The 22,567-nt window shown below is 59.9% G+C and carries 20 protein-coding genes and 2 pseudogenes; 16 read left to right on the forward strand and 6 right to left on the reverse strand.

From position 1 onward, the window contains the following. Window positions 1-48: 48 nt before the first annotated feature. The 13 genes from PL597_RS03865 to PL597_RS03925 all read left to right on the forward strand — a co-directional run bounded on the left by PL597_RS03865 (window position 49) and on the right by PL597_RS03925 (window position 13,552). Complete coding sequence (locus PL597_RS03865; protein ID WP_244614243.1) at window positions 49-1,644, forward strand: globin-coupled sensor protein; 1,596 nt, start codon at window positions 49-51, stop codon at window positions 1,642-1,644. Beyond that, window positions 1,644-1,943 carry an STAS domain-containing protein gene (locus tag PL597_RS03870; protein WP_077985403.1) on the forward strand — a complete coding sequence of 100 codons (300 nt, stop codon included), beginning with the start codon at window positions 1,644-1,646 and terminating at the stop codon, window positions 1,941-1,943. The genes PL597_RS03865 and PL597_RS03870 overlap by 1 nt, the downstream gene beginning before the upstream one ends. Further along, window positions 1,940-2,305 carry a chemotaxis response regulator CheY1 gene (gene cheY1, locus PL597_RS03875; protein WP_003493773.1) on the forward strand — a complete coding sequence of 122 codons (366 nt, stop codon included), beginning with the start codon at window positions 1,940-1,942 and terminating at the stop codon, window positions 2,303-2,305. The genes PL597_RS03870 and cheY1 overlap by 4 nt, the downstream gene beginning before the upstream one ends. A 16-nt stretch (window positions 2,306-2,321) precedes the next feature. Continuing rightward, window positions 2,322-4,589 carry a chemotaxis protein CheA gene (locus PL597_RS03880; protein ID WP_271364629.1) on the forward strand — a complete coding sequence of 756 codons (2,268 nt, stop codon included), beginning with the start codon at window positions 2,322-2,324 and terminating at the stop codon, window positions 4,587-4,589. A gap of 13 nt (window positions 4,590-4,602) precedes the next feature. Further along, window positions 4,603-5,511 carry a protein-glutamate O-methyltransferase CheR gene (cheR, locus tag PL597_RS03885; protein ID WP_271364630.1) on the forward strand — a complete coding sequence of 303 codons (909 nt, stop codon included), beginning with the start codon at window positions 4,603-4,605 and terminating at the stop codon, window positions 5,509-5,511. Further along, window positions 5,508-6,563 carry a protein-glutamate O-methylesterase CheB gene (cheB, locus tag PL597_RS03890; RefSeq protein WP_077985406.1) on the forward strand — a complete coding sequence of 352 codons (1,056 nt, stop codon included), beginning with the start codon at window positions 5,508-5,510 and terminating at the stop codon, window positions 6,561-6,563. The genes cheR and cheB overlap by 4 nt, the downstream gene beginning before the upstream one ends. After that, window positions 6,563-6,952, forward strand: coding sequence for a chemotaxis response regulator CheY2 (gene cheY2 / locus PL597_RS03895; protein WP_003503467.1), 390 nt, complete (start codon window positions 6,563-6,565; stop codon window positions 6,950-6,952). The genes cheB and cheY2 overlap by 1 nt, the downstream gene beginning before the upstream one ends. Further along, window positions 6,949-7,494, forward strand: coding sequence for a chemoreceptor glutamine deamidase CheD (gene cheD, locus PL597_RS03900; RefSeq protein ID WP_077985407.1), 546 nt, complete (start codon window positions 6,949-6,951; stop codon window positions 7,492-7,494). The genes cheY2 and cheD overlap by 4 nt, the downstream gene beginning before the upstream one ends. A 14-nt stretch (window positions 7,495-7,508) precedes the next feature. Continuing rightward, the gene (gene cheT / locus PL597_RS03905) at window positions 7,509-7,892 is read left to right on the forward strand and encodes a chemotaxis protein CheT (RefSeq protein WP_077985408.1); all 384 of its coding nucleotides are present in this window, start codon (window positions 7,509-7,511) and stop codon (window positions 7,890-7,892) included. Between the two features lie 128 nt (window positions 7,893-8,020). Then, window positions 8,021-9,700 (forward strand): flagellar basal-body MS-ring/collar protein FliF, encoded by a 1,680-nt coding sequence (gene fliF, locus PL597_RS03910; RefSeq protein ID WP_165691365.1) that lies wholly within the window; start codon window positions 8,021-8,023, stop codon window positions 9,698-9,700. A gap of 368 nt (window positions 9,701-10,068) precedes the next feature. Next, window positions 10,069-10,800 carry a transcriptional regulator VisN gene (gene visN / locus PL597_RS03915; protein ID WP_162520460.1) on the forward strand — a complete coding sequence of 244 codons (732 nt, stop codon included), beginning with the start codon at window positions 10,069-10,071 and terminating at the stop codon, window positions 10,798-10,800. A gap of 53 nt (window positions 10,801-10,853) precedes the next feature. Then, entirely contained in the window at window positions 10,854-11,555 is a 702-nt protein-coding gene (gene visR, locus PL597_RS03920) for a transcriptional regulator VisR (protein WP_162520484.1), read from the forward strand. Window positions 11,556-11,704: 149 nt separating this feature from the next. Beyond that, entirely contained in the window at window positions 11,705-13,552 is a 1,848-nt protein-coding gene (locus tag PL597_RS03925) for a methyl-accepting chemotaxis protein (RefSeq protein WP_077985411.1), read from the forward strand. A 56-nt stretch (window positions 13,553-13,608) separates the two neighbouring features. On the opposite strand, the pseudogene PL597_RS26295 reads toward PL597_RS03925, so the two are convergent. Both PL597_RS26295 and PL597_RS03930 read right to left on the reverse strand, forming a co-directional pair. Then, window positions 13,609-13,992 (reverse strand): annotated as a pseudogene (locus tag PL597_RS26295) (response regulator); the annotation flags it as partial. Between the two features lie 74 nt (window positions 13,993-14,066). Continuing rightward, a pseudogene (locus PL597_RS03930) lies at window positions 14,067-17,118 on the reverse strand (sensor histidine kinase); the annotation flags it as partial. A gap of 218 nt (window positions 17,119-17,336) precedes the next feature. On the opposite strand from PL597_RS03930, the gene mscL reads away from it, so the two are divergent. The 3 genes from mscL to galE all read left to right on the forward strand — a co-directional run bounded on the left by mscL (window position 17,337) and on the right by galE (window position 20,442). After that, the gene (mscL, locus tag PL597_RS03935; RefSeq protein ID WP_077985413.1) at window positions 17,337-17,765 is read left to right on the forward strand and encodes a large conductance mechanosensitive channel protein MscL; all 429 of its coding nucleotides are present in this window, start codon (window positions 17,337-17,339) and stop codon (window positions 17,763-17,765) included. 151 nt (window positions 17,766-17,916) lie between these two features. Beyond that, complete coding sequence (locus PL597_RS03940) at window positions 17,917-19,083, forward strand: pyridoxal phosphate-dependent aminotransferase (protein ID WP_142912716.1); 1,167 nt, start codon at window positions 17,917-17,919, stop codon at window positions 19,081-19,083. A 327-nt stretch (window positions 19,084-19,410) separates the two neighbouring features. Next, window positions 19,411-20,442 (forward strand): UDP-glucose 4-epimerase GalE, encoded by a 1,032-nt coding sequence (gene galE / locus PL597_RS03945; protein WP_191217080.1) that lies wholly within the window; start codon window positions 19,411-19,413, stop codon window positions 20,440-20,442. A 12-nt stretch (window positions 20,443-20,454) separates the two neighbouring features. Here galE and PL597_RS03950 read toward each other — a convergent pair whose 3' ends face one another. From PL597_RS03950 to infA, 4 genes are all read right to left on the reverse strand, one after another. Continuing rightward, window positions 20,455-21,279, reverse strand: a complete 825-nt coding sequence (locus PL597_RS03950; protein WP_271364631.1) for a DUF6030 family protein — start codon at window positions 21,277-21,279, stop codon at window positions 20,455-20,457. A gap of 147 nt (window positions 21,280-21,426) precedes the next feature. After that, complete coding sequence (gene yacG / locus PL597_RS03955; protein WP_077985416.1) at window positions 21,427-21,654, reverse strand: DNA gyrase inhibitor YacG; 228 nt, start codon at window positions 21,652-21,654, stop codon at window positions 21,427-21,429. A gap of 3 nt (window positions 21,655-21,657) precedes the next feature. After that, entirely contained in the window at window positions 21,658-22,281 is a 624-nt protein-coding gene (locus PL597_RS03960; RefSeq protein WP_077985417.1) for a Maf-like protein, read from the reverse strand. A 33-nt stretch (window positions 22,282-22,314) separates the two neighbouring features. Then, window positions 22,315-22,533, reverse strand: a complete 219-nt coding sequence (infA, locus tag PL597_RS03965) for a translation initiation factor IF-1 (RefSeq protein WP_003503453.1) — start codon at window positions 22,531-22,533, stop codon at window positions 22,315-22,317. Window positions 22,534-22,567: the final 34 nt, after the last annotated feature.

Raw genomic sequence — 22,567 nt, forward strand, 5'->3', positions numbered from 1 at the left:
GGGTTTCACCGGCCGTCATGTTGTTGGGGATGTCGGTTGGGGCAGGACTTGCCATCAGATCAAGCGCGCAGATCGGCAGGCGGAAGCCTGGCGGGACGGTTGCGTTTTGCCGGCCTCGACGAGACGCAGTCCGATTTCCTGCGCAGCTATCGCAGCATGCTGGAGCCTTACGTCAAGGCCGGGCTGCGGGACGTGATGACCCGTTTCCAGTCCATGCCGGACTGTTCCCCGTCTTTCGAAAGTGAAAACCAGCTTGAGCGCTTGCACGATCTGCAATCCTCGCACTGGAGCGTTCTGACCGATGCGCGTTTCGATGCGCTCTATGCAGAGCGCGTGAAGGTTCTTTCCGACAATGCCAGCCGCATGGGGCTCGATCCGCGCTGGCAGATCGCCAGCCATGCGGTGGTTCTGGAACATCTCGTCGGCGGGCTGGTGGCCGAACACGCACCGCGCTCCATCCTGCCCGGAAACCGCAAAAAGAGCCGCGAACTGGCGGAAGCGGTCAAGAATGTCGTCCGTCTGGTAATGGTCGATACCGAAATCGCCGTCTCGCTGCGCTTTAACGAATTGCGCCTGCGCCACGGCCGCGAACTGGCGCAACAGCGCGACAATGACCGCTCGGAAGCGGCGAGGTTGCTGGGCACGGCGCTGACGGCCTTTGCGGCGGGCGATTTGCAGGCCCGTATCGGCCGCGATGTGCCGGAAGCCTATCGCGATGTTGCGGCGTCCTTCAATGCGGCTCTGGAAACGATTGGCGCATCGCTGATCGAGGCACAGAGCAGCATCGGCGAGGCTGAGGCGCTGGGCGCGCGGTTTGCCGATATGGGTCGCTCGATTGCCGAGCGTTCCCGCCAACAGGCCGAAGCCCTTGTTGAAACCTCCCGCGCCATTCAGACGATGATCGAAAACGTCGCTGAAAACGGCGCGCGCATATCGGCCACGGAAACGGCCGTTTCCCGCGCCCGTGAGGCGGCGGTCGAAAGCGGCCGGGCGATCGGCGAGGCCATTGACGCCATGTCGGACATCGAACAATCCGCCGAACAGATCGGCAGGATCATCGGTACGATTGACGAGATTGCTTTTCAGACCAACCTTCTCGCCCTCAATGCCGGCATCGAGGCGGCGCGGGCGGGTGAAAGCGGACGTGGTTTCGCGGTCGTCGCGCAGGAGGTCCGGGCGCTCGCCCAGCGTTCCGCCGACGCTGCAAGGGAGATCAAGAGTCTCGTCGGCACCACGAAGACGCAAGTCGAGGACGGCGTGCGCATGGTCAACCGCACGCAGGACGCAATCGGCGGCGTCGTCCGGCAGGTCTCGGGCATTAACGACATGATCGCGGAAGTCTCCCGGCATACGGCCGAGCAGGCCGGCGAACTGCAATCGGTTGCCGCCGATATCGGCGAGCAGCAAAGGCAGGCAGGCCGGAACGCCGTCGATATCAGCGCGAGCGCCTCCGAGGCCGACGCGCTTCAAACCGTCATTCTCGAACTCGGCCGCACCGTCCGCGAATTCCGCATCGCCCGTCAGGGGCAGGCGAGAGCGGCGTCCGGCGCGGACCGGCAGGACGCTTCATTCATGGCCCGTGCGGATAACCGCCCGGATTACGGCCAGGATTACCAACAATTCAGACGTCAGGGAGTCATGTAATGGCAGCCAGAAAAGCAGCTGAGGCGACGCTGAAACTGTCACCGGTGCTGGATCTCAACGAAGCATCGGCCCTGCACGGCAAGCTGATGACGCTGAGGGGAGCACCTTTGTCGGTAGACGCGTCCGAGGTGGAGCGTATCGGTGCGCTTTGCGTCCAGGTCCTCATGGCCGGCGCGAAGTCCTGGGAAGAGGACGGCAAGCCCTTCGGTTTTGCCAGGGTGTCCGATGCATTCGACAAGACGATGAAACTGATAGGCGTCGATATTGACCATTTGCTCCCCAAGGAGATGCAAAAGTGAAGAAAAAAGTTCTTACCGTGGATGATTCCCGGACGATCAGGAACATGCTCCTGGTCACGCTCAACAATGCCGGTTTCGAAACCATTCAGGCCGAAGACGGCATTGAGGGTCTCGAAGTGCTCGAGCAGAGCAACCCCGATGTTATCGTGACGGACATCAACATGCCCCGTCTGGATGGTTTCGGCTTCATCGAGGGTGTGCGCCGCAACGAAAAGTATCGTGCGATCCCGATCCTCGTCCTGACGACCGAAAGCGACGCTGAGAAGAAGAACCGCGCCCGTCAGGCCGGTGCGACGGGCTGGATCGTCAAGCCGTTCGATCCCGCGAAACTCATCGATGCCATTGAACGCGTAACCGCCTGATACGGGACATTTCACGATGGATATGAACGAAATCAAGGAAATCTTTTTCCAGGAATGCGAGGAGCAACTCGCCGAACTGGAATCGGGGCTTCTTAAATTGAATGACGGCGACCGCGATCCGGAAACCGTCAACGCTGTTTTCCGTGCCGTTCATTCCATCAAGGGCGGGGCGGGTGCCTTCGGTCTCGATGATCTCGTGGCCTTCGCCCACGTTTTCGAAACGACCCTCGACTGTGTTCGCTCCAACAAGCTGGAACCGACACAGGACGTTCTGAAAGTCATGCTGCGCTCCGCCGACGTGCTGGCGGACCTGACCAATGCGGCAAGAGACGGCGGCAGCGTCGATGAAACCCGCACACGCGGCCTCGTCAAGGAACTGGAAGCGCTGGCGAACGGCGAGACCGTGCAGGTTTCCGCACCTGTGGCAGCGCCGGCTGCCGTCAAGGCGCCGCAACCCGTCGCAGCCAAGCCGACGGATGAGAGCGGCTTCGAGCCGATCCCGTTTTCCTTCACCGACTTTGCCGACGAAACCACGCCGCTGATGGAGGCGCCGTCCTTCCAGATCACCTTCAAGCCGCATGCAGCGCTTTATTCGAAGGGCAACGAGGCAGCACTTCTCCTGCGCGATCTTTCGCGCATCGGCGAGATGAGCATCAATTGCGACCTGTCGGAACTGCCTTCTCTCGACAAGCTCGATCCTGAAACATCCTATCTCTCCTGGACGGTTTCGATCACGACCGACAAGGGCGAAGAGGGCATCCGCAGCGTCTTCGAATTCGCCGAATGGGATTGCGATCTGGAAATCGTGCCGGTTGTTTCGGACGTCGCAGACGATACGGAAGAGCCTCCGATGATCCCGGTGCCGTTCGATCTTTCGGCCCTCGATAGCGGACCGGAAGAGCAGCCCGTTGTTGAAATCGCCAAGGCGGAAGCGCCTTATGTTGCCTCAGCCGTTGAAACGGCTGTCGCGACGACGCAGATCGCCCAGAGCGTCAATGCCGCCATCGAAAAGCGGGAAGCGGCGGCAGCGCCTGCCGCAGCCCAGGCGAACGCCAGTGCCGCGGCCAATGCCAGCGCCGGCCAGACCATCCGCGTCGACCTCGACCGTGTCGACCGCCTGATCAACCTCGTCGGCGAGCTCGTCATCAATCAGGCCATGCTGTCGCAGAGCGTCATCGAAAACGATGCGAGCGGCACCTCCGCCGTCAATATGGGCCTCGACGAGCTGCAGCAGCTGACGCGCGAAATCCAGGACAGCGTCATGGCGATCCGCGCGCAACCGGTGAAGCCCGTGTTCCAGCGCATGTCGCGTATCGTCCGCGAAGTCGCCGACATGATCGGCAAGCAGATCCGCCTCGTCACCGAAGGTGAGAACACCGAAGTCGACAAGACGGTCATCGACAAGCTGGCCGAACCCCTGACGCATATGATCCGCAACGCCGTTGACCACGGCATCGAAACGCCGGAAAAACGCGAAGCAGCGGGCAAGAACCCGGAAGGCACCATCAAGCTTTCGGCCAAGCACCGTTCTGGCCGTATTCTCATCGAACTTCAGGATGATGGCGCCGGCATCAACCGCGAACGCGTTCGCCAGAAAGCGATCGACAACGACCTCATTGCTGCCGATGCGAACCTGACCGATGAGGAGATCGACAATCTGATCTTCGCGCCGGGCTTCTCCACGGCGGACAAGATTTCCGATATTTCCGGCCGCGGCGTGGGCATGGATGTCGTCAAGCGTTCCATTCAGGCGCTTGGCGGCCGCATCAACATCTCATCGCGCCCCGGCTTAGGCTCGACCTTCACCATGAGCCTGCCGCTGACGCTCGCGGTTCTCGACGGCATGGTGGTGACCGTCGCCGGCCAGACGCTGGTGGTGCCGCTGACGGCAATCGTGGAAACGCTGCAGCCGGAAGCGAAAAACATTCACTCCTTCGGTTCCAACCAGCGGCTGATCTCCATCCGCAACTCCTTCTGCCCGCTGGTCGATGTCGGCCGCGTTCTGAATTTCCGCCCGACCCAGGCCGATCCGGTCGAGGGCGTCGCCCTTCTGGTTGAATCGGAAGGCGGCGGCCAGCGCGCCCTGATGGTCGACGCGATCCAGGGTCAGCGCCAGGTTGTCATCAAGTCGTTGGAAGCCAACTATACCCATGTTCCGGGCATTGCCGCCGCCACCATTCTCGGTGACGGACGCGTTGCGCTCATCCTGGATGTCGATGCCATCGTCAGCGCCTCGCGCGGACAGCCCCTGAAGCAGGAAATGTCGCTTGCGGCGACAGGTTGAAAGCGGATCGTTCATGGCAGCACTTAATTTCAGCGATCAGCGCCAGTCTCCCGACGAGGTTCTTGCCAGCGGCGAATACCCGCTGACGAGACGCGACTTGTCGGAAATCGCGGCGATGATCTATGCCGATGCAGGCATTTATCTCAACGACACCAAGGCGTCGCTGGTCTATTCCCGCCTGTCGAAGCATATCCGCAATCTCGGCCTGTCGGGTTTCCGCGAATATTGCGCACTGGTGTCCTCGCCGGATGGCGCGCAGGCGCGGCGCGAAATGCTGTCGCATCTCACGACCAATTTCACCCGCTTCTTCCGCGAGAACCATCATTTCGAACATCTGCGTGACGAGGTCCTGCCGGGTCTCATCGCGCGGGCGAAGGGCGGCGGACGTGTCCGCATCTGGTCGGCGGCCTGCTCGGACGGGCAGGAGCCCTATTCCATCGCGCTTACCGTGCTCGCCATGTTTCCGAATGCGGCGGATTACGATTTCAAGATCCTCGCAACGGATATCGACCCGAAGATTTTGGCGCAGGCCCGGGCAGGGGTCTATGACGACAATGCGCTCGAAACCGTGTCTCCCGCCATGCGCAAGCAATGGTTCACGGAGGTCGATGCCGGCGGTCGCCGCAAGTTCCGCATCGACGACAAGGTCAAGCGCCTCATCACCTTCAACGAATTGAACCTGATGACGCAATGGCCCTTCAAGGGCAATTTCGACGTGATCTTCTGCCGCAACGTCGTAATCTATTTCGACGAGCCGACGCAGATGCGCATATGGTCGCGTTTCGCCGGGCTGCTTCCGGAAGGCGGTCATCTTTATATCGGGCATTCCGAACGCGTCTCCGGTGACGCCAAGAACCTGTTCGACAATACGGGTATCACCACCTACCGCTTCACTGGCAACGCTTCGGGGAGGAAGGCATGAGCGCACTCGCACGGGTACTCGTCGTCGATGATTCCCCCACCATGCGCGGCCTGATTTCGGCTGTCCTCAAGGCCGATCCGGAGGTTGAGGTGGTTGGGCAGGCCGGCAACGCCATGGAAGCGCGCGCCGCCATCAAGCAGCTCAATCCCGATGTCGTGACGCTCGATATCGAGATGCCCGAAATGAACGGGCTGGAATTTCTCGAAAAGATCATGCGCCTGCGGCCCATGCCGGTCATCATGGTCTCGTCGCTGACCCATCGCGGCGCGGATGCGTCGCTCGCCGCGCTTGAAATCGGCGCCTTCGACTGTGTCGGCAAGCCGGCGCCGGGCGATGTACGCCCTTTCGGCGATCTGGCCGACAAGGTGAAGGCCGCCGCCCGCTCGCAACACGCCGCCTACCGCGCGACGCGCCCGGACGCCGCCGCAGCGCCGCAGCCAACCCCGGTCAGTGAATATCGCGCAGGGCGCAAGGTCGTGGCCATCGGTTCCTCCACGGGCGGTGTCGAAGCGTTGATCGCCGTGCTGCAGAAGTTCCCGGCCAATTGCCCGCCGACCGTCATCACCCAGCACATGCCGCCGACCTTCACCAAGAGTTTCGCCGAACGGTTGAACCGCATCTGCGCGCCCGTGGTGGAAGAGGCAACGGACGGTGCGCGTCTGCAGACCGGCAAGATCTATCTTGCGCCAGGCGGCGAGCGCCATTTGCAGATCGCCAACCGGTCCGCACCCTGCTGCCGGCTTGTTGAGCGCGATCCCGTCAACGGCCACCGTCCTTCAGTCGACGTGTTGTTCGATTCGGTGGCCGAGCTTGCCGGTCGCAACGCCGTCGGCGTCATTCTCACAGGCATGGGCCGCGATGGCGCTGCCGGCCTGTTGAAGATGCGTCATGCCGGCGCACGCACGGTCGGCCAGAACGAAAAAACATGTGTCGTCTACGGCATGCCCCGCGTGGCCTATGAACTTGGCGCCGTGGAACAGCAACTCCCGCTGGCCTCCATCGGCGAAGAAATCCTGAAACTAACCACTGCCCGCAAAGAAGGTGCTGACTAATGTCTCTCGCAGAAAAGATCAAAGTTCTGATCGTTGACGATCAGGTGACCAGCCGGCTGCTCCTCAGCGATGCGCTGACACAGCTCGGCTTCAAGCAGATCACCGCCGCCGGTGACGGCGAGCAGGGAATGAAGATCATGGAGCAGCAGCCCCATCATCTCGTCATTTCCGATTTCAACATGCCGAAGATGGACGGTCTCGGTTTCCTGCACGCCGTCAGGGCCAACCCGACCACCAAGAAAGCCGCCTTCATCATCCTCACCGCGCAGGGCGACCGCGCGCTGGTGCAGAAGGCGGCCCAGCTCGGCGCCAACAACGTGCTGGCCAAGCCCTTCACGATCGACAAGATGCGCGCCGCGATCGAGGCGGTTTTCGGATCGCTGAAATGATTGAAGCTGCGGCCAAGCGCGTACATATCATTCAGGGCGAGTACAAGGTCGTCAGCGATCCCGATGTGGTGATGACGACGATACTCGGCTCGTGCGTGGCCGCCTGTCTGAGAGATCCCGTTGCCGGCGTGGGAGGCATGAACCACTTCCTGCTGCCGGGAACGGGGAGCGTGACCGGCGGAGATGCGACGCGTTATGGCGTGCATCTCATGGAGCTTCTCATCAACGGGCTGCTGAAGAAGGGTGCGCGGCGCGACCGGCTGGAAGCCAAGGTTTTCGGCGGCGCCAAGACGATTGCCAGCTTCTCCAATGTCGGTGAGCAGAACGCCATCTTCGCCATGCAGTTTCTGAAGGACGAAGGCATTCCGGTCATAAGCTCTTCCACGGGGGGCGATCATGGTCGCAAGATCGAATTCTGGCCGGTCTCCGGTCGCGCCCGTCAACATCCGCTCAGCGGCGCGGAAACCCAGAAGACGGTTGCTCTGGAAACGCGTCCGGCGCCGGCCCCCAAGCCAGTCGCCAACGACATCGAATTTTTTTAGTCACGGAGTTTCCAATGCAGCTTGCAGAACCCACCGCCGCAACTCCGTTCGAAGAAGCCCTGCCGGATGTGCTGATGCGGGTGGTATCGGAACTGCACGATGTCGCCTATCTCATCGAGCGCATCGAACCGCAATTGCTTGATGTGACCAGCGGTCAATTGTCCGCCGACGGCGTAAAGCTTCTGCAGGGTATCGACCTGGCCGTGCAGAAGACCCGTGGCCTTGCCGAATTCATCGATACCATCACAGGCTCCATATCCAGTGAATGGATCGTGGATGTCAGCACCGCGCTCAGCCTGGTGAAGCTGGCCGAGATGCAAAAAGCCCTTGGCGCTGCCTACCGCCACGGCCACTCGCAGCCCCTGGACAAGGCCTCGGGCGACTTCGACCTGTTCTAGAGCAGATCTGCGTTTCCTGCCTTCCCGCGCGGAATGCGGAGAAAGGCAACGCTCGCGCAAGCTTCGCACCCTATTGTCATTACGGGGCCAAAAGGTCTCGGACTCTATGAATGACGGTGCGGAACAGAATGAATCTGTTAAATCAAATCCCTCAGGTCTTGAAGAATGTCGCGGCGCTGGGGCAGACGCGGCTGCTGATGTTGGGCGGCGTGGGCGTTGTATCCATGGCCATTATCCTCGCGGCGGCTCTTTATGTGAACCGTCCCGCTTACGAGACCCTCTATGTGGGGCTTGAAAAGAGCGACCTCAACAAGATTAGCATTGCGCTCGCCGAGTCGGGTCTCGACTTTCAGGTGGGAACCGATGGCTCCAGTCTTCAGGTCCCCGTCGGGCTCACGTCCAAGGCGCGGCTGCTTCTGGCAGAACGCGGCCTGCCTGACAGCGCCAATGCCGGTTACGAGCTTTTCGACAATGTCGGCTCCCTCGGTCTGACCTCCTTCATGCAGGAAGTGACACGCGTTCGCGCCCTTGAGGGCGAGATCGGCCGCTCCATCCAGCAGATCGACGGCATCGCGGCTGCACGCGTCCATATCGTCATGCCTGACGTCGGCAATTTCCGCCGAGGCGAACAGAAGCCCACCGCATCGGTGATGATTCGCGCCAGTGCCTCGGCCGGCCGCAAGGCGTCCGCATCCATCCGTCACCTTGTCGCCTCGGCGGTTCCCGGCCTTGAAGTCGATGATGTGACCCTGCTTGATTCGACAGGCCAGCTTCTGGCTTCCGGCGACGATGTCACCAATGCCGCCATGAACCGTTCGCTGACGCTAGCGCAGAACGTGCAGCAGGAAATCGAAACCAATATCGACAAGGCGCTGGCGCCTTTCCTCGGCATGGACAATTTCCGCTCCAGCGTCACGGCCCAGCTCAATACCGACAGCCGCCAGATCCAGGAAACCGTCTACGATCCGGAATCGCGCGTCGAGCGCTCCGTGCGCACGGTAAAGGAAGACCAGAAGTCCCAGGAAACGCAGCCGGACACGGCCGCGACCGTGGAACAGAACGTACCGCAGGCTGCACCCCAGGGCGGCGGCGGCGGCCCGCAGTCCTCCGACCAGTCGGCCAAGAAGGAAGAACAGACCAATTACGAGATCAATTCCAAGACGGTAGCCACGGTCAAGAACGGCTACACCGTCGAAAAGATTTCGGTCGCAGTCGTCGTCAACAAGGGCCGGATCGCCAAGATGGTCGGCGAGCCAGCCGATCAGGCGAAGATCGACGCCTATCTTGCCGAAATGCAGAAGATCGTCACCTCGGCAGCGGGCATTTCTTCCGATCGTGGCGACATGGTCACCCTGACGGCAATGGACTTCCTCGAAACGCAATTGCTGGACGAGGCCGCAACCGGACCCGGCGTCATGGAAGTGCTGAGCCGCAATTCCGCAGGTATCATCAACTCGCTCGCCTTTGTCGCCGTCGCCTTCCTTGTCGTCTGGCTCGGAGTGCGCCCCCTAGTCCGCACGGTGACCGGCAACGCCGCCGCCGGTCAGCTCAGCCAGGAGGCCGCCGGTCTCGAACTACCGGATTTCTCTCCCGGCATGGATGCGGGCGCTGGCGGTCTCATGGAAGGTTTCGGGGCGGATTTCGGCTTCGACAGCACCGACGACCTTCTGGCAGGAAACGATGGCGAGGGCACATTCAACCGCCGGGTGCGCGAAGGGCCGGAACGCAGGCTCTCCCGCATGGTGGAAATCAGCGAGGAAAGAGCCGCCAAGATCCTGCGCAAATGGGCGGTGGAAAAAGCAGCATAATATCGAAAAGGCCGGTTTTACCCGGCCTTTTTCCGTTTTTGGGCTTTTTGCTATGCTTGGCGGGCGAGCCGTGGCAATCTCGTTTCGGGACAGTGTTTACAAAAAATTCAGCAACGATACAGTTTGCTGGGAATTGGCTGAGAATGCCGTTTATGGATTGAACAGCTTTTCAGTATGTTTTTTTAGTAATAGACGAGCAGGGAAATACGTGGAAAGGCTGTTGTCAGCTAATGGCAAATCCCAGTCCGTTCCATAAAATGAAGTGATTCGGTCTCCGGGGGCTTGCCGTCCCATTTTGGTAAGTTCTCGAATGGAATGATTCCATCCCGAGGTATAATCTCCCACTGGGAGCAAGAGGGCGTAGGCGATTGAAAGTCGATGTTGATATCCGCAGGCTGTCTGCCAAGCCTATGGAGGGCATGGGTAAGCCCTTGCCGCGCGATCAGCTTGCTAAAAACGTCGCAGCCACGGCTGCTGCCGGTAACGTTGCAGGCGCACTGGATCTGCTCGTAACCTACGCTGGCGCCTCGCACTATCTGCTGGCGCGGGATGATCTTCTCGAAGAAACCGGACTGAAATTCATCGTCACGTCCGACTGGCCTTTCGATCTGGTCCGCAGGCTGGGTATTGAACTCACCAACAGCCAGAACCGGTCTAGCGAAATGGAGAAATGCCTTTCGCTGCTTCAGCCACGATTGCTTCTCCTGCCTGACGACGTTCTGGTTCCCTATGGCATAGACAGGCAATATTCGGCACTCTCCTTCTGCGTGGGCCGCATCCGCCTTTCCCTTCTGCTGTTGTTTCCGGAAGAAGCGGTTCCGTCACCGGAGCGTCTTAGGGAAATCGCCCTGTTGACGGGCTATTGCGTCAGCTTCGGCATTGCCAGCGAAGCAAAGACCGTTCGCGATATCGATCTCACGGAGCGCGAGCTCGAATGCCTGTTCTGGATCGCGGAAGGCAAGACGAGCGATGAAATTGCGATGATCCTTGGCATTTCGCGCAATACGATCAATAATTACATTACAAGCGTGATGCGGAAAACCGCGACGAAAACCCGCTCGGAGGCGATTGCCTATGCCGTGCGCAACAACCTCGTATAATGGTCGGACGGATGGTACAGACGAAAGACACTGAGGGTACAGGTCAGACGGGCATGTTTTATCGCAGCCCTGTCGTGACGAGCCGGTCGGATCTTTTTCCGAAGCTTGTCGCCATGCAGAAGCTGGTTGGCGCGCGCAACTTCGTGGTCACGAAGGCTGCCGCTTCCGGTTTCCCCAACAAGAAGAAGATGACTTGCGAGCTGGAAAACTGGGGCATGAATGCCGCAGAACAGAGCGCGCAGTTCATCCGCGCGGTCGGCGACATTCTGCTCGATCATATCGAGACATCGCTCCTGCCGGTCATCTGGCGCAACAAGAACGCTGGCGGTTTTGCCGACCTTCCCGATGTGCCTGCACTTCTGCGCCGCATCGAGAACGACATATTGCCCTATGCTGGGCTCGCGCTTCCGGTTCGACTCGGCACCATTGGCAATGGTTACATCGTTTTCTGCGGCACCAACCTCGTTCTCGACAATGAGGTCGTCATCGAACAGCACATCAAATGCTGTGAAATCATGGTGGACATGCTGGCGCTGGACGAGCGCAAGGCGGCGCCTTCCGAGGCGCTGAGCGAGAGGGAAATCGCCTGCCTGCAACTGGCGGGGGACGGCCGTATCAGCGAAGAGATCGCGGTCAAGCTCGGGCTTTCCGTGCACACCGTCAACGCCTATCTCGGCTCGGCGACGATCAAGCTCGATAGCGTCAACCGCATCCAGGCGATCGCCAAAGCCATCCGGCTCGGTTATATCCACTGATGGTGAACGGGTTTCCCGTGCCGTAAACCAGTCGTTTCGGGCCGCTCCATTGCCGTATATGGGCCGGGGACCGGCGGTTTCCTGTATTTCGCGTTTTTTAACAGTTGCCAGCTAAAACTGTCGCAGGTTTGGCTTTGGGGAACTGTTTCATGCATAACCGCCTCTTTAAGTCCGTTGCTGGAAAGGTCGTCGCACTGACGATCGGCATGATCGCGCTCAGTGTGGCGGCAGTTGGGTTTTCGACCTACATTCGCTTGAAGGACAACATTATCACCACCGCCTTGCGCGACACGCGCGGCGCGATGCGCAGCATGGCTATCCTCTACGAGATGAAAGTCGGCGGCGTCGCTCTTGAACTGGTCGAAGCGGAGTTGAAGAGTGTCGGCCGCGCCAGTATCGGGACATTGCGCGACAACGATCTCGTCGATCGCACGGCCGCAGCAAACGGAGGCATCGCCACCGTCTTTGAAACCAGGGCCGGGGACTACGTCCGTCTAACCACCAATCTGAAAAATGAAAAGGGCGAACGGGCAACCGGCACGAAACTCGCCGCCGATCACCCTGCTTTCGCGAAAGTCTCGAAAGGCGAATCCTATTTCGGTCCCGCCACACTTTTCGGCACCAACTACATGACGGGTTACATGCCCGTTCTGAACAAGACAGGCGCAACCGTTGGCATCCTGTTCGTGGGTGTTCCCATGGAAGTTTACAATGCGCAGATATACAGCCTGCGTGACCTGATGCTGATCTGTGGCGCGCTCGCCATGCTTGGCGTCGGATTGCTCGCCTATTTCGTCATCAAGCGCACACTTCAGCCGCTTGGCAAGTTGACCGATGCGGTGAAATCGCTTTCGGACGGTAATCTCGACACACAGATTCCCTACGCCGCCAACACCAATGAGTTCGGTAATATCGCCCGCGCGCTGGTAATTTTCCGCGAGAACGCGATCGAGAAACTGGCGATTGAGGGCAAGAGCGCCGAGGAACGCTCCGCAGCCGAGTCCGAACGTTCTCGCAACGATGCCGAGAAGCAGGAAATGGATAGCCAGATCGAATTTGCCGTCAGCGAGATTGCTTCCGGTCTCGGCAGGCTTTCGCGTGGCGATCTGAGCCGCACGATCGAGACGCCTTTTGCGGGCCGCCTTGACCGCCTGCGCACGGACTTCAACGAATCCCTCCTGAACCTGCGCGATGCGCTGGGGCAGATCCGCGAGCGCACGCTTATCATCCAGCATAGCGGCTTTGAAATCGAGCAGTCGTCGGTCGATCTGTCGAAGCGTACCGAAAATCAGGCCGCTTCGCTGGAAGAGACCGCCGCCGCCGTAGATGAAATCACGGTTACCGTCAGATCATCGGCCGAGCGGGCGCGGGAGGCGAATGAGGCCGTCCTCGTCACCAAGCGGAGCGCCGACAGTTCCGGTTCGGTCGTCAGCAACGCCGTGGACGCCATGGGCCGCATCGAAGACGCCTCGCGCAAGATCGAGCAGATCATCGAGGTTATCGACGACATCGCCTTCCAGACCAATCTTCTCGCGCTCAATGCCGGCATCGAGGCCGCGCGTGCGGGCGAGGCGGGCAAGGGTTTTGCTGTTGTAGCCCAGGAAGTGCGCGAGCTTGCCCAGCGCTCCGCCGACGCGGCCCGCGAGATCAAGCAGCTCATCAACCAGTCGACGCATGAGGTCAGCTCCGGTTCGAAGCTGGTACAGGAGGCGGGTACGGTTCTTTCCGCCATCAGCCAGCAGATCGTGACCGTCAGCCAGCATGTCGAAACCATCGCAACGGCAACGCAGGACCAGTCTTCCGCGCTTCACAACGTCAACAGCTCCGTCAACCAGATGGACCAGATGACGCAGCAGAATGCGGCGCTTGCCGAACAGTCGAGTGCGGCCAGCCGGGTACTGTCCGGTGAGGTGGAAGCGCTGCTCGATCTGGTGCAGCGGTTCCAAATGGAGCAGGGGGCAGTGGCCGGCAAGGATCGCTACAATCAGGCGGCCTGATACCTCTGTTTTTTTTTAGGCCAATACCGCTCCCGGATTGCAAGGTCCGGGAGTTTTTATTCGGCCGCCGCCCGCGCCGTACTGGAAATCTGGTTGATATAGGCTCGGAGCGCCGCCGGCTTGACCGGTTTGTGCTGAACCGAAATCCCGTATTTCTCGGCGTCGCTGCGCACTTCCGGGCTGCGGTCCGCCGTCACAAGCAGGGCGGGGATCGGCTTGCCGTAAAATGTCCGGATGAGACGGATAGCGCTGATGCCGTCGCCATCGTCCAGATGGTAATCGGCAACGATGACGTCGGGTGCTGCGGCCAAAGCGAGGAAGGGTTCCTCCAGCGTCGCCACGGAACCAGCGGGTAAAACCTCGCAACCCCATCCCGTCAAGAGCAGAGTCATGCCCTCGAGGATTTTCGGCTCGTTGTCGATGCAAAGGACGCGGACGCCCTGAAGGCGATCGCTGGCTGCGGGACCGATTGTCCCGCCATCGGTTTTGGCCGGTTCGAGGCGGTCCGCTTCGCGCGGCAGGTGAATGCGGAAGGTCGTGCCTTTCCCGGGGGTGGAAATCAGCTGTACCGGATGGTGTAGCATGCGCGACAGCCGGTCGACGATGGAGAGACCGAGCCCGAGGCCGGATGCCGTTTTGGCGCCTTCGTCCAATCGGGCGAATTCCTTGAAGACGGTGCGAAATTTGGATGAGGGGATGCCGATACCGGAGTCCGTCACCTGAATGACCACTTCGCCGCCCCGGCGGCGCGCACCGACGATCACCTTGCCCCTCAACGTATATTTGATGGCATTGGAAACCAGATTTTGGATCAGACGCCGCAGCAGATTGGGATCGGAGCGGACCGTGAGCGAGGTCGGCATGACGACAAGGTCGAGGTTCTTCTCCTGCGCCATCGGTGCGAAATCGGTTTCGATGCGTTTCAGCAATTCATTCAGCGGCACCGATGTCATGCGGGCCTTCATCGAGCCGGTGTCGAGGCGGGAAATATCGAGAACCGCACCGAGAATGGTTTCGACCGATTCCAGCGCCGAATCGATATTGTGGACGAGATCGCTTTCTCCCGATGCGCCAAGCCGCTCGACCAGAGAGGAAGAATAGAGGCGGGCGGCATTCAGCGGCTGGAGAATATCGTGGCCGGCGGCGGCGAAAAACCGTGTCTTGCCGATATTCGCCTCGTCGGCGGATGCCCTCGCTTCCGCCAGTTCGCGGTTGACCCGGGTAAGCTCCACGGTTCGCTCCGCCACGCGCTGCTCCAGCGTCTCGTTTGCCTGTTTCAGCGCCTGATCGCTCGCCACACGCTGGGTAATATCGGTGAAGGTGGCGACAATGCCCTTGTCCGGCATGGTGTTGGAGCGCACTTCGATGATGCGTTCGCCGCCCGCCAGCACCAGCGAGAAGGGCAGGTCCATGGTCAGGAAGCTGGTAATCAGCTCATTCGTGTCGCCGTCAGGCATGTCGCCGCGTTCCTGCAGCATCGAAACGATATCCGTGAGCGGTACGCCCACCTGCCCGAATTGCTCGGGCAAATCCAGAAGGGTGCGGAAGCGCCGGTTCCAGATGGTCAGCTGCTGCGAACTGTCGAAAACTGCAATGCCCTGATCCATCTGGGCCAGCGCCGTTTGCAGCATGTCCTGATTATATTGCAGGGCCTCGCTTGCCTGGTCGAGCAGCCATGCCGTGTCGGCGCTGGTGTCTTCCGCCTTCTGAAGAATGATCGAGAGCACAAGGCGGGCGGAAGAGGAGCCGATGGCGCTGCCCAGCAGCTGTTCGGAGAAATGGATCAGCGCCATATCCGCCGGCTGGTCGTCATTCAGTTTCCTGCCCGCCGTCTTTTCATAGGTGGCGAGTGACCGCAGCATGCGCTCCTCGCCGAGATAACGGGCGACCGCGCTTTTGAGATCGCCGACGCTGACACGGGTTTTCCAGCCGCGCGTGGCGAATTGCGATTTGGAGTGGCGCTTGACGAAGATGCCGGACTGGATGCGCTCAACCGGCCTCGGATTGCGCGAAAGCGAGCCGAGCACAAAGGCAAGGCTGTTGACGAGCAGGCTGAGAATGACCGCATTCACGAATGGATCGGCTTCAGGCCCGTTGAACACCGTGCTGCCGGAAAACAGGAAGCCGAGAATATTTGCGGCGACTTCGGAATTATCCGGTCCGCCGAAGCTTGGCAGGAACAGCAGATAGGCCCAGACGAAAAAGCCGGAAGTCAGCCCGGCGATTGCACCGCGCGCATTGGCGCGCCGCCAGAACAGCCCGCCGAACAAAGCAGGGGCCATCTGGGCAATGGCGGCGAATGCGAGAAGGCCGATGGATGCGAGGCCCGTGGCGCTGTCGGCGGCGCGATAATAGCCATAGCCCAGAAGCAGCACCGCAAAGATTGCCGTCCTGCGGATGTTGAGCAGCGTCTTGGCGAAGTCGTCCCGGTGCGGCGAACGGTTCAGCAGCTTCTGCCGCAGGAAGATCGGCATGACGATATCGTTGGAAATCATGATCGATAGGGCCACCGAAGCGACGATCACCATCGCAGTCGCCGCCGAAAATCCACCGATGAAGGTGATCAGCGACACCACCGGCATCTGATGATTGAGCGGCAATTGCAGCACGTAGAGGTCGGCGTCGCCATTGGCGCCGAGCGTCAGAATGCCGGCCAGCGCAATCGGCAACACGAAGATATTGATCGCGACAAGGTAGAGCGGCAGCAGGAACCCCGCCATGCGCAGCTCTTGCGGCGTGCGGTTTTCAACCACGGTAACGTGGAACTGGCGCGGCAGCAGGATGATGGCGAAGCAGGAAAGCAGCGTCATCACGACCCAGCGGCTGACGGGCGTGTGATGGGATATGGCCCGCATGGCCTGTTCGTTGTCGGAGGCCAGCTGCCACAGATGCACGGGGCCGTCGAAAAGCACGAAGAGCACATAAAAGCCGACGGTGCACATGGCGACAAGCTTGATCAGCGATTCCATCGAAATCGCCAGAATGAGCCCGTCCTGATGTTCGGTGGCATCGGTGTGGCGTGTCCCGAACATCACGGCAAAACCCGCCATGACAATGGTGACGACCAGCGGCAGATCGAGGAAATAAAGATTGCCGCTGCCAATGCCGTAATCGCCGGGATCGACCATCGTCGCGACCGAGCTGGAAACGGCTTTCAGCTGCAGCGCGATATAGGGAATGGCGCCGACGAGAGCGATGATGGCGACGATCATCGCCACGGTGGAGTTCTTGCCGTAACGGGCGGCAATGAAATCCGCAACGGACGTCAGCTTTTCCGTTTTCGCCAGTTCGACGATGCGGCGGATGATCGGCATGCCGATGGTGAAGGCAAGGATCGGACCGGTATAGATGCCAAGAAATTCCAGCCCCCTGTCTGCCGCGAGCCCCACACCGCCGAAATAGGTCCAGGAGGTGCAATAGATCGCCAGGCTAAGCGCATAGACGAACGGGCGCCCCTTGTTCGGAGCGTTTCTCTTACGGCTCTTCCTGTCCCCATAGCTTGCAACCGCAAACAGCAGCAGGACGTAAGCGAAGGCCGAACCGAATATGATCCACCCAGGAAGCACGCATCCTCCCCATGCAGGAATTCCTTGATATGAGCATAGGCGAATTCTTCGCCGTTGAGAATGAGCGCGGTCTGAGCATAAAGTTCAAGGTGAGCGTGCAGAAAAGCTAATAAATGCAATCCCGCGGATTCCAAATGATGCCCGGACCTTATATGGTTCCATCCGTAGCGACAGTCACATAGCTTCAGCTCGCGAAGCAGGAGAGAGGGACAATCTGAATGCTTAACGAATTTAAAACCTTCATTGCCCGCGGCAATGTCATGGATCTGGCCGTGGGTGTTATTATCGGTGCGGCTTTCAGCAAGATCGTCGACTCCGTCGTCAACGATCTCATTATGCCGATTGTTGGCGCGATCTTCGGCGGTTTCGATTTTTCGAACTACTTTCTGCCGCTGAGTTCCAATGTCAACGCCACGTCGCTCGCCGCCGCCCGCGATCAGGGCGCCGTCTTCGCCTACGGCAACTTTCTGACGGTTCTCATCAACTTTCTTATTCTTGCCTGGATCATTTTCCTGATGGTCAAGGGCGTCAACAAGCTTCGTGATTCCGTTGAACGCAAGAAGGTAGAGGAAAAGCCGGCAGCTGCCCCGCCGCCGGAAGACGTCAGGCTCCTGACCGAAATCCGCGATCTTTTGAAGACGCGCTGATCCGGTTACGCCCGCCTTTATCCGCCGGCCTGTAGTGGCCGGCGGATTCCCGTTAGCGCCGATCCATAAAGAAAATCCATGATCGCCTCACGGAATATCATGCACATGGCTGGTTCGATGCGATAAGAAGGCACCAAACGGAGTGTCTTTAATGTCCATTTTGAACAGTCTGAGTGCGCGCTCTCTGGCGGCTCCCGAGAGCGGCATCGTTGAAGTCGTGAATTATGCCCGGGGGCGGGACAATCTCCTGCCGTTGTGGGTCGGCGAGGGCGATCTGCCGAGCCCGGATTTCATCAATCAGGCCGCCATCGATGGGCTGAACAACGGCGAAACCTTCTACACCTGGCAGCGCGGCATTCCGGAATTGCGCCAGGCGCTGAGCCGTTATTACGAGCGGCATTTCGCAGCGTCGCTGCCGCCGGAGCATTTTTACGCGACCGGTTCCGGCATGCAGGCTATCGTGCTTGCCGTGCAGGCGCTGACCTCGCCCGGTGACGAAATGGTCTATCTGTCTCCGACATGGCCGAATATCGTCGCCGCCATTGGCGTGGCGGGTGCGAAGGCCGTTCCGGTCGGTATCGATTTCCGCGACGGCCGCTGGGATCTCGATATCAACAGGCTGGAAAGCGCGATCACGGATAAGACGAAGGCGCTTTTCATCAATACCCCTTCCAATCCCACCGGCTGGACGGCGACCCTCGACAATCTTCGTGATGTTCTGGCGCTTGCCCGCAAACACGATCTGTGGATCGTCGCCGACGAGATTTATGCGCTTTATCACTATTCCGGCAGCCGTGCGCCATCCTTCCTTGATGTCATGGAGCCGGACGACAAGATCGTCTTCGCCAATTCCTTCTCGAAGAACTGGTCCATGACCGGCTGGCGCGTCGGCTGGCTTGTCGCCCCGCCTGCCATCGGCCAGGTGATCGAGAATCTCATTCAATATTCCACCTCAGGCGTGGCGCAATTCATGCAGCGCGGCGCGGTCGCCGCCCTCGATCACGGCGATGGTTTCGTCCGCGAGAATTACCAACGCGCTTTGACCTCCCGCGACATTCTCTGCGATGCGCTCATCGCGACGAACCGTGTGGAAACCCTGAAGCCCGACGGCGCTCTCTATGCCTTTCTCAAGATAGACGGCGTGACGGACAGTCGGGCCACCGCGCTCGATATCGTCGACAAGACCGGGGTCGGTCTTGCGCCCGGCACGGCCTTTGGCCCGGGAGGGGAGCTTTTTCTCCGCGCCTGCTTCCTGCGCAACCCCAGGCAGATGGAAGACGCGGCCGATCGGCTGGCATCCTATATCCTCGGCAGGTAAGCGTCGGCTTTCCGTGCCAGGGTTTTCCCTGCCGTGCCGGGATCGCGCTGCGGTAGGGAAATCGACAACAAAATCACAGCGAAGGCCTAAAACTGCAACCCCACGGCGCAACCATCGACGTGGGGCGTTTTCTGTGATATGCGCTCCTTGTTCCATTTATGAGAACATTTTCACTAATAAATAAAAAGCACTTCATTGCGCTAACTAATCGTAAGCCACCTTTTTAATGGGGCGGTGGATTGGCCGCGTATTCGCTGTGCAAGTAATCAATGATGAAGAATTATTGGCTTTGATGAGCTCAAGAAAAGCAAACAGGGAAGTAGTGTCATGGCTGTTCTGGTCACGGGTGGGGCCGGTTATATAGGAAGCCACATGGTGTGGGCTTTGCTCGACGCCGGGGAAGAGGTCGTTGTTGTCGACCGGCTTTCAACGGGGTCGCGCTGGGCTGTTGCGCCTGCGGCGCGTTTTTACCTGGGCGATGCGGCGGACCGCGCCCTGCTCGACCAGATTTTCGAAGAAAACCGGATCGAAACCATTTTCCATTTCGCAGGCTCTGTCAGCGTTCCTGAATCCATCAGTCAGCCGCTCGAATATTACGAAAACAATACGGGCACTACCCGCGCCCTCGTCGCTGCGGCGGTGAGCCATGGCATTCGCAATTTCATCTTCTCCTCGACAGCCGCCGTATATGGAAACCAGCCCTTTGATGGTCCCGTTCCTGAAACCGCGATCCTCAGCCCGGAAAATCCTTACGGCCTGTCGAAGCTGGCGTCCGAAATCATGCTGCGCGATGTCGTGCAGGCGCATGTTTTCAACTATGTGGCGCTGCGTTATTTCAATGTCGCCGGAGCCGACCCGCAGGGCCGCGCCGGGCCTTCGCCCACGGGCGTTGCGAACCTCATCAAAGTCGCCTGCGAAACGGCAAACGGTCGTCGCGACCGGGTGGAAGTTTACGGAACGGATTACCCGACCGCCGATGGCACCGGTGTTCGCGACTATATTCACGTCAGCGACCTGATCGACGCACATATGCTGGCCATGGCGCATCTGCGTGCCGGTGGCGGCACCCGCACACTCAATTGCGGTTATGGCGTCGGTTATTCGGTTCTGGAGGTCCTGCAGGCTGTGCAGCGGGAATCGGGACGCGATTTCCCGATTATCCATTGTCCGCGCCGCCCGGGCGATATTGCGGCCATGGTGGCGGATTCGTCGCGTATCCAGTCGGAACTGGGCTGGCGTCCCCGCTTCAACGATCTGGCGACAATCGTTCGCACGGCGCTTCAGTGGGAGGCCAAACGTCAGACCCTGCAAAGCGACAGGATTCCGCCGGTGCGGCGCAAGCTGGCTGCAATAGGCTGAGCGGCCTTCGCCTTACCGTACACGGTCTTTCTTGGCGGAAGCATAGATCGCCGGCCGATCCGGTGGAGCGGCTGGGCTAAGCCAGCGATCCCGGTCGAAGAAACTGCGTGTCAGCTTCAACCCCGGCGATTGTTCGCTTGCGAGCAAAATCACGTTCAGGCGGTGCGGCGCCGTTGGTTCCGGTTTTATGGAAACCGAAATACCGAAATGTTGTGCCTGATAGGGCTGCATCCGGCGTGCCGGCTCAAGCATGTCCGCCAAATCGGCCCAGCGTGTCTGTCCGATAATCATGGCGACCGCTTCATCGAGCTTTGTCAGAACGGCCGCTCCGTCCGGTGTCTTGGGCGCGACGGCCTTCATCCTGATGGAGCGAATTTGTCCCGAGGCTTGCCCCCTTATTTCGAGAAAGAGCGATGCCCGCTCGGCCGGGTCTGATGCGTTTCCTGCCGCAAGATCGGCCATGCATTCGAAATTGCGGATGTTGACCGGGCTCGCGTGCCAGCCCTGTGAGTTGGAAAAACCTGCGGCAGTAATGCGGTCGCAAAGCTCCTTGCCGGAAACAACGAAATCGCGGGCAAGAGATGCCCTGTCGCCCGCTTGCTCGAATTTCAGCAGGTGGGGCGGCAGAGAGACTTTTGGGGCAACCGGTTTCTGCCGTTTGACGGGCTTCATCTTCGGCGGTGGTTCCACGGAGCCTGTGGTGGATGCCAGATTGAGATAAATCAGCAGGCTTTTGAGATGTTTCCTGTCATTGGCCAGCAGCACCGTTGCGCCGATGGCAAGGCAAACGGCCAGCACCGCGCCATGGCTCACTCTCTTCTGCAAGCCCGCGTCCATCGCAAGACCTCAAGGCTGGCGGGGGAGGGCGTCAGCCGGTTCTGATATGGCTTTTCGGGCCGTTGGTAGCCCGGTGAATATTTGGTTCGAGCGGTCGCTCTGAAAATTTTATGCAATTCACTGCCGAAGTTTCCGGCGATGCGGGTCCTATTCGGCGTTATTCTTGCCGCCGTCCTGTCCGCTGGCGCTGCTTTCATCGTCCGCAACCGGAATGGCGTAGGAGCCGTTCAGCCAGCGGGCAAGATCGAGCGAGCGGCAGCGATCCGAACAGAAAGGATAGTCTTCGCGTGTCGAGGGCCGCCCGCATTCAGGGCATGGCTGGGATTTGCGAAGCGGGGTGACGGTTCCGGCGCCTTCAGTGGTGGACTTTGCCATGGCCTATCCTTCGAGCCAGCCCGAAGTCACTTCAAATCCTTCTCCAGAAAGAAGCGACATGGTTTCGTAAAGCGGCAGGCCGACGACATTGGTATAGGAGCCGGTCAGTTTCTGTACGAATGCGCCGGCAATGCCCTGGATACCATAAGCTCCCGCTTTGCCGCGCCACTGGCCCGAGGAGATGTAAGCCTCGATCTCGCGCGTGGAGAGGCGCTTGAAGCGCACCTTGGTCTCCGCCACCTTCTGCCGGATTTTGCCGCCGGGGGTCACAAGACAGATGCCGGTATAGACCCAATGGCTGCGCCCCGAGAGAAGATGCAGCGCCGCGGAGGCCTCTTCCGTATATTCAGCCTTGCCGACGATGCGGCGACCGACGGCGACCACCGTATCGGATCCCAGGACATAGGCGTCTTTCCACGCCTGCTCGTTCTTCAGCGCCGTCTGCGCGGCTTCCGCCTTCTGCAATGACAGACGGCGGCAGAGCGTGCGCGGGTGCTCGAGCTTGGCCGGCGTCTCGTCAATATCCATCGGCATCAGACGTGCAGGCTCGATGCCGATCTGATGCAGCAGCTCCAGACGCCGCGGCGAGCCGGATGCCAGAACGAGCTTTTGTTTTGAATTGGTCATTGCGCTGCCCGGGCGTCCGATGCGGAAGGTGGATTACTTGAAGCGATAGGTGATGCGGCCCTTGGTGAGGTCGTAAGGCGTCATTTCGACCAGCACCTTGTCGCCGGCCAGAACGCGGATACGGTTCTTGCGCATGCGGCCCGCCGTGTGGGCGATGATTTCGTGGTCGTTCTCAAGCTTCACGCGGAATGTTGCGTTCGGCAGCAATTCGGTTACGATGCCCGGGAATTCAAGGACTTCTTCTTTTGTCATGTAAGGGTTTTCTTCCTGTTGATAGTGCCGGACA

This window comes from Agrobacterium sp. ST15.13.013 (assembly GCF_027956525.1).
Classification (GTDB): Bacteria; Pseudomonadota; Alphaproteobacteria; order Rhizobiales; family Rhizobiaceae; genus Agrobacterium; species Agrobacterium salinitolerans.

Excerpts from the sequence above, each read along its gene's own strand:
- PL597_RS03940 (WP_142912716.1), top strand. The coding sequence starts at position 17,917 with ATGTCCATTTTGAACAGTCTGAGTGCGCGCTCTCTGGCGGCTCCCGAG.
- infA (WP_003503453.1), bottom strand. The coding sequence starts at position 22,533 with ATGACAAAAGAAGAAGTCCTTGAATTCCCGGGCATCGTAACCGAATTG.
- cheR (WP_271364630.1), top strand. The coding sequence starts at position 4,603 with ATGGCAGCACTTAATTTCAGCGATCAGCGCCAGTCTCCCGACGAGGTT.
- PL597_RS03880 (WP_271364629.1), top strand. The coding sequence starts at position 2,322 with ATGGATATGAACGAAATCAAGGAAATCTTTTTCCAGGAATGCGAGGAG.
- mscL (WP_077985413.1), top strand. The coding sequence starts at position 17,337 with ATGCTTAACGAATTTAAAACCTTCATTGCCCGCGGCAATGTCATGGAT.
- yacG (WP_077985416.1), bottom strand. The coding sequence starts at position 21,654 with ATGGCAAAGTCCACCACTGAAGGCGCCGGAACCGTCACCCCGCTTCGC.
- PL597_RS03925 (WP_077985411.1), top strand. The coding sequence starts at position 11,705 with ATGCATAACCGCCTCTTTAAGTCCGTTGCTGGAAAGGTCGTCGCACTG.
- cheB (WP_077985406.1), top strand. The coding sequence starts at position 5,508 with ATGAGCGCACTCGCACGGGTACTCGTCGTCGATGATTCCCCCACCATG.
- cheT (WP_077985408.1), top strand. The coding sequence starts at position 7,509 with ATGCAGCTTGCAGAACCCACCGCCGCAACTCCGTTCGAAGAAGCCCTG.
- cheY2 (WP_003503467.1), top strand. The coding sequence starts at position 6,563 with ATGTCTCTCGCAGAAAAGATCAAAGTTCTGATCGTTGACGATCAGGTG.
- PL597_RS03960 (WP_077985417.1), bottom strand. The coding sequence starts at position 22,281 with ATGACCAATTCAAAACAAAAGCTCGTTCTGGCATCCGGCTCGCCGCGG.
- PL597_RS03950 (WP_271364631.1), bottom strand. The coding sequence starts at position 21,279 with ATGGACGCGGGCTTGCAGAAGAGAGTGAGCCATGGCGCGGTGCTGGCC.
- galE (WP_191217080.1), top strand. The coding sequence starts at position 19,411 with ATGGCTGTTCTGGTCACGGGTGGGGCCGGTTATATAGGAAGCCACATG.
- fliF (WP_165691365.1), top strand. The coding sequence starts at position 8,021 with ATGAATCTGTTAAATCAAATCCCTCAGGTCTTGAAGAATGTCGCGGCG.
- PL597_RS03870 (WP_077985403.1), top strand. The coding sequence starts at position 1,644 with ATGGCAGCCAGAAAAGCAGCTGAGGCGACGCTGAAACTGTCACCGGTG.
- cheD (WP_077985407.1), top strand. The coding sequence starts at position 6,949 with ATGATTGAAGCTGCGGCCAAGCGCGTACATATCATTCAGGGCGAGTAC.
- visR (WP_162520484.1), top strand. The coding sequence starts at position 10,854 with ATGTTTTATCGCAGCCCTGTCGTGACGAGCCGGTCGGATCTTTTTCCG.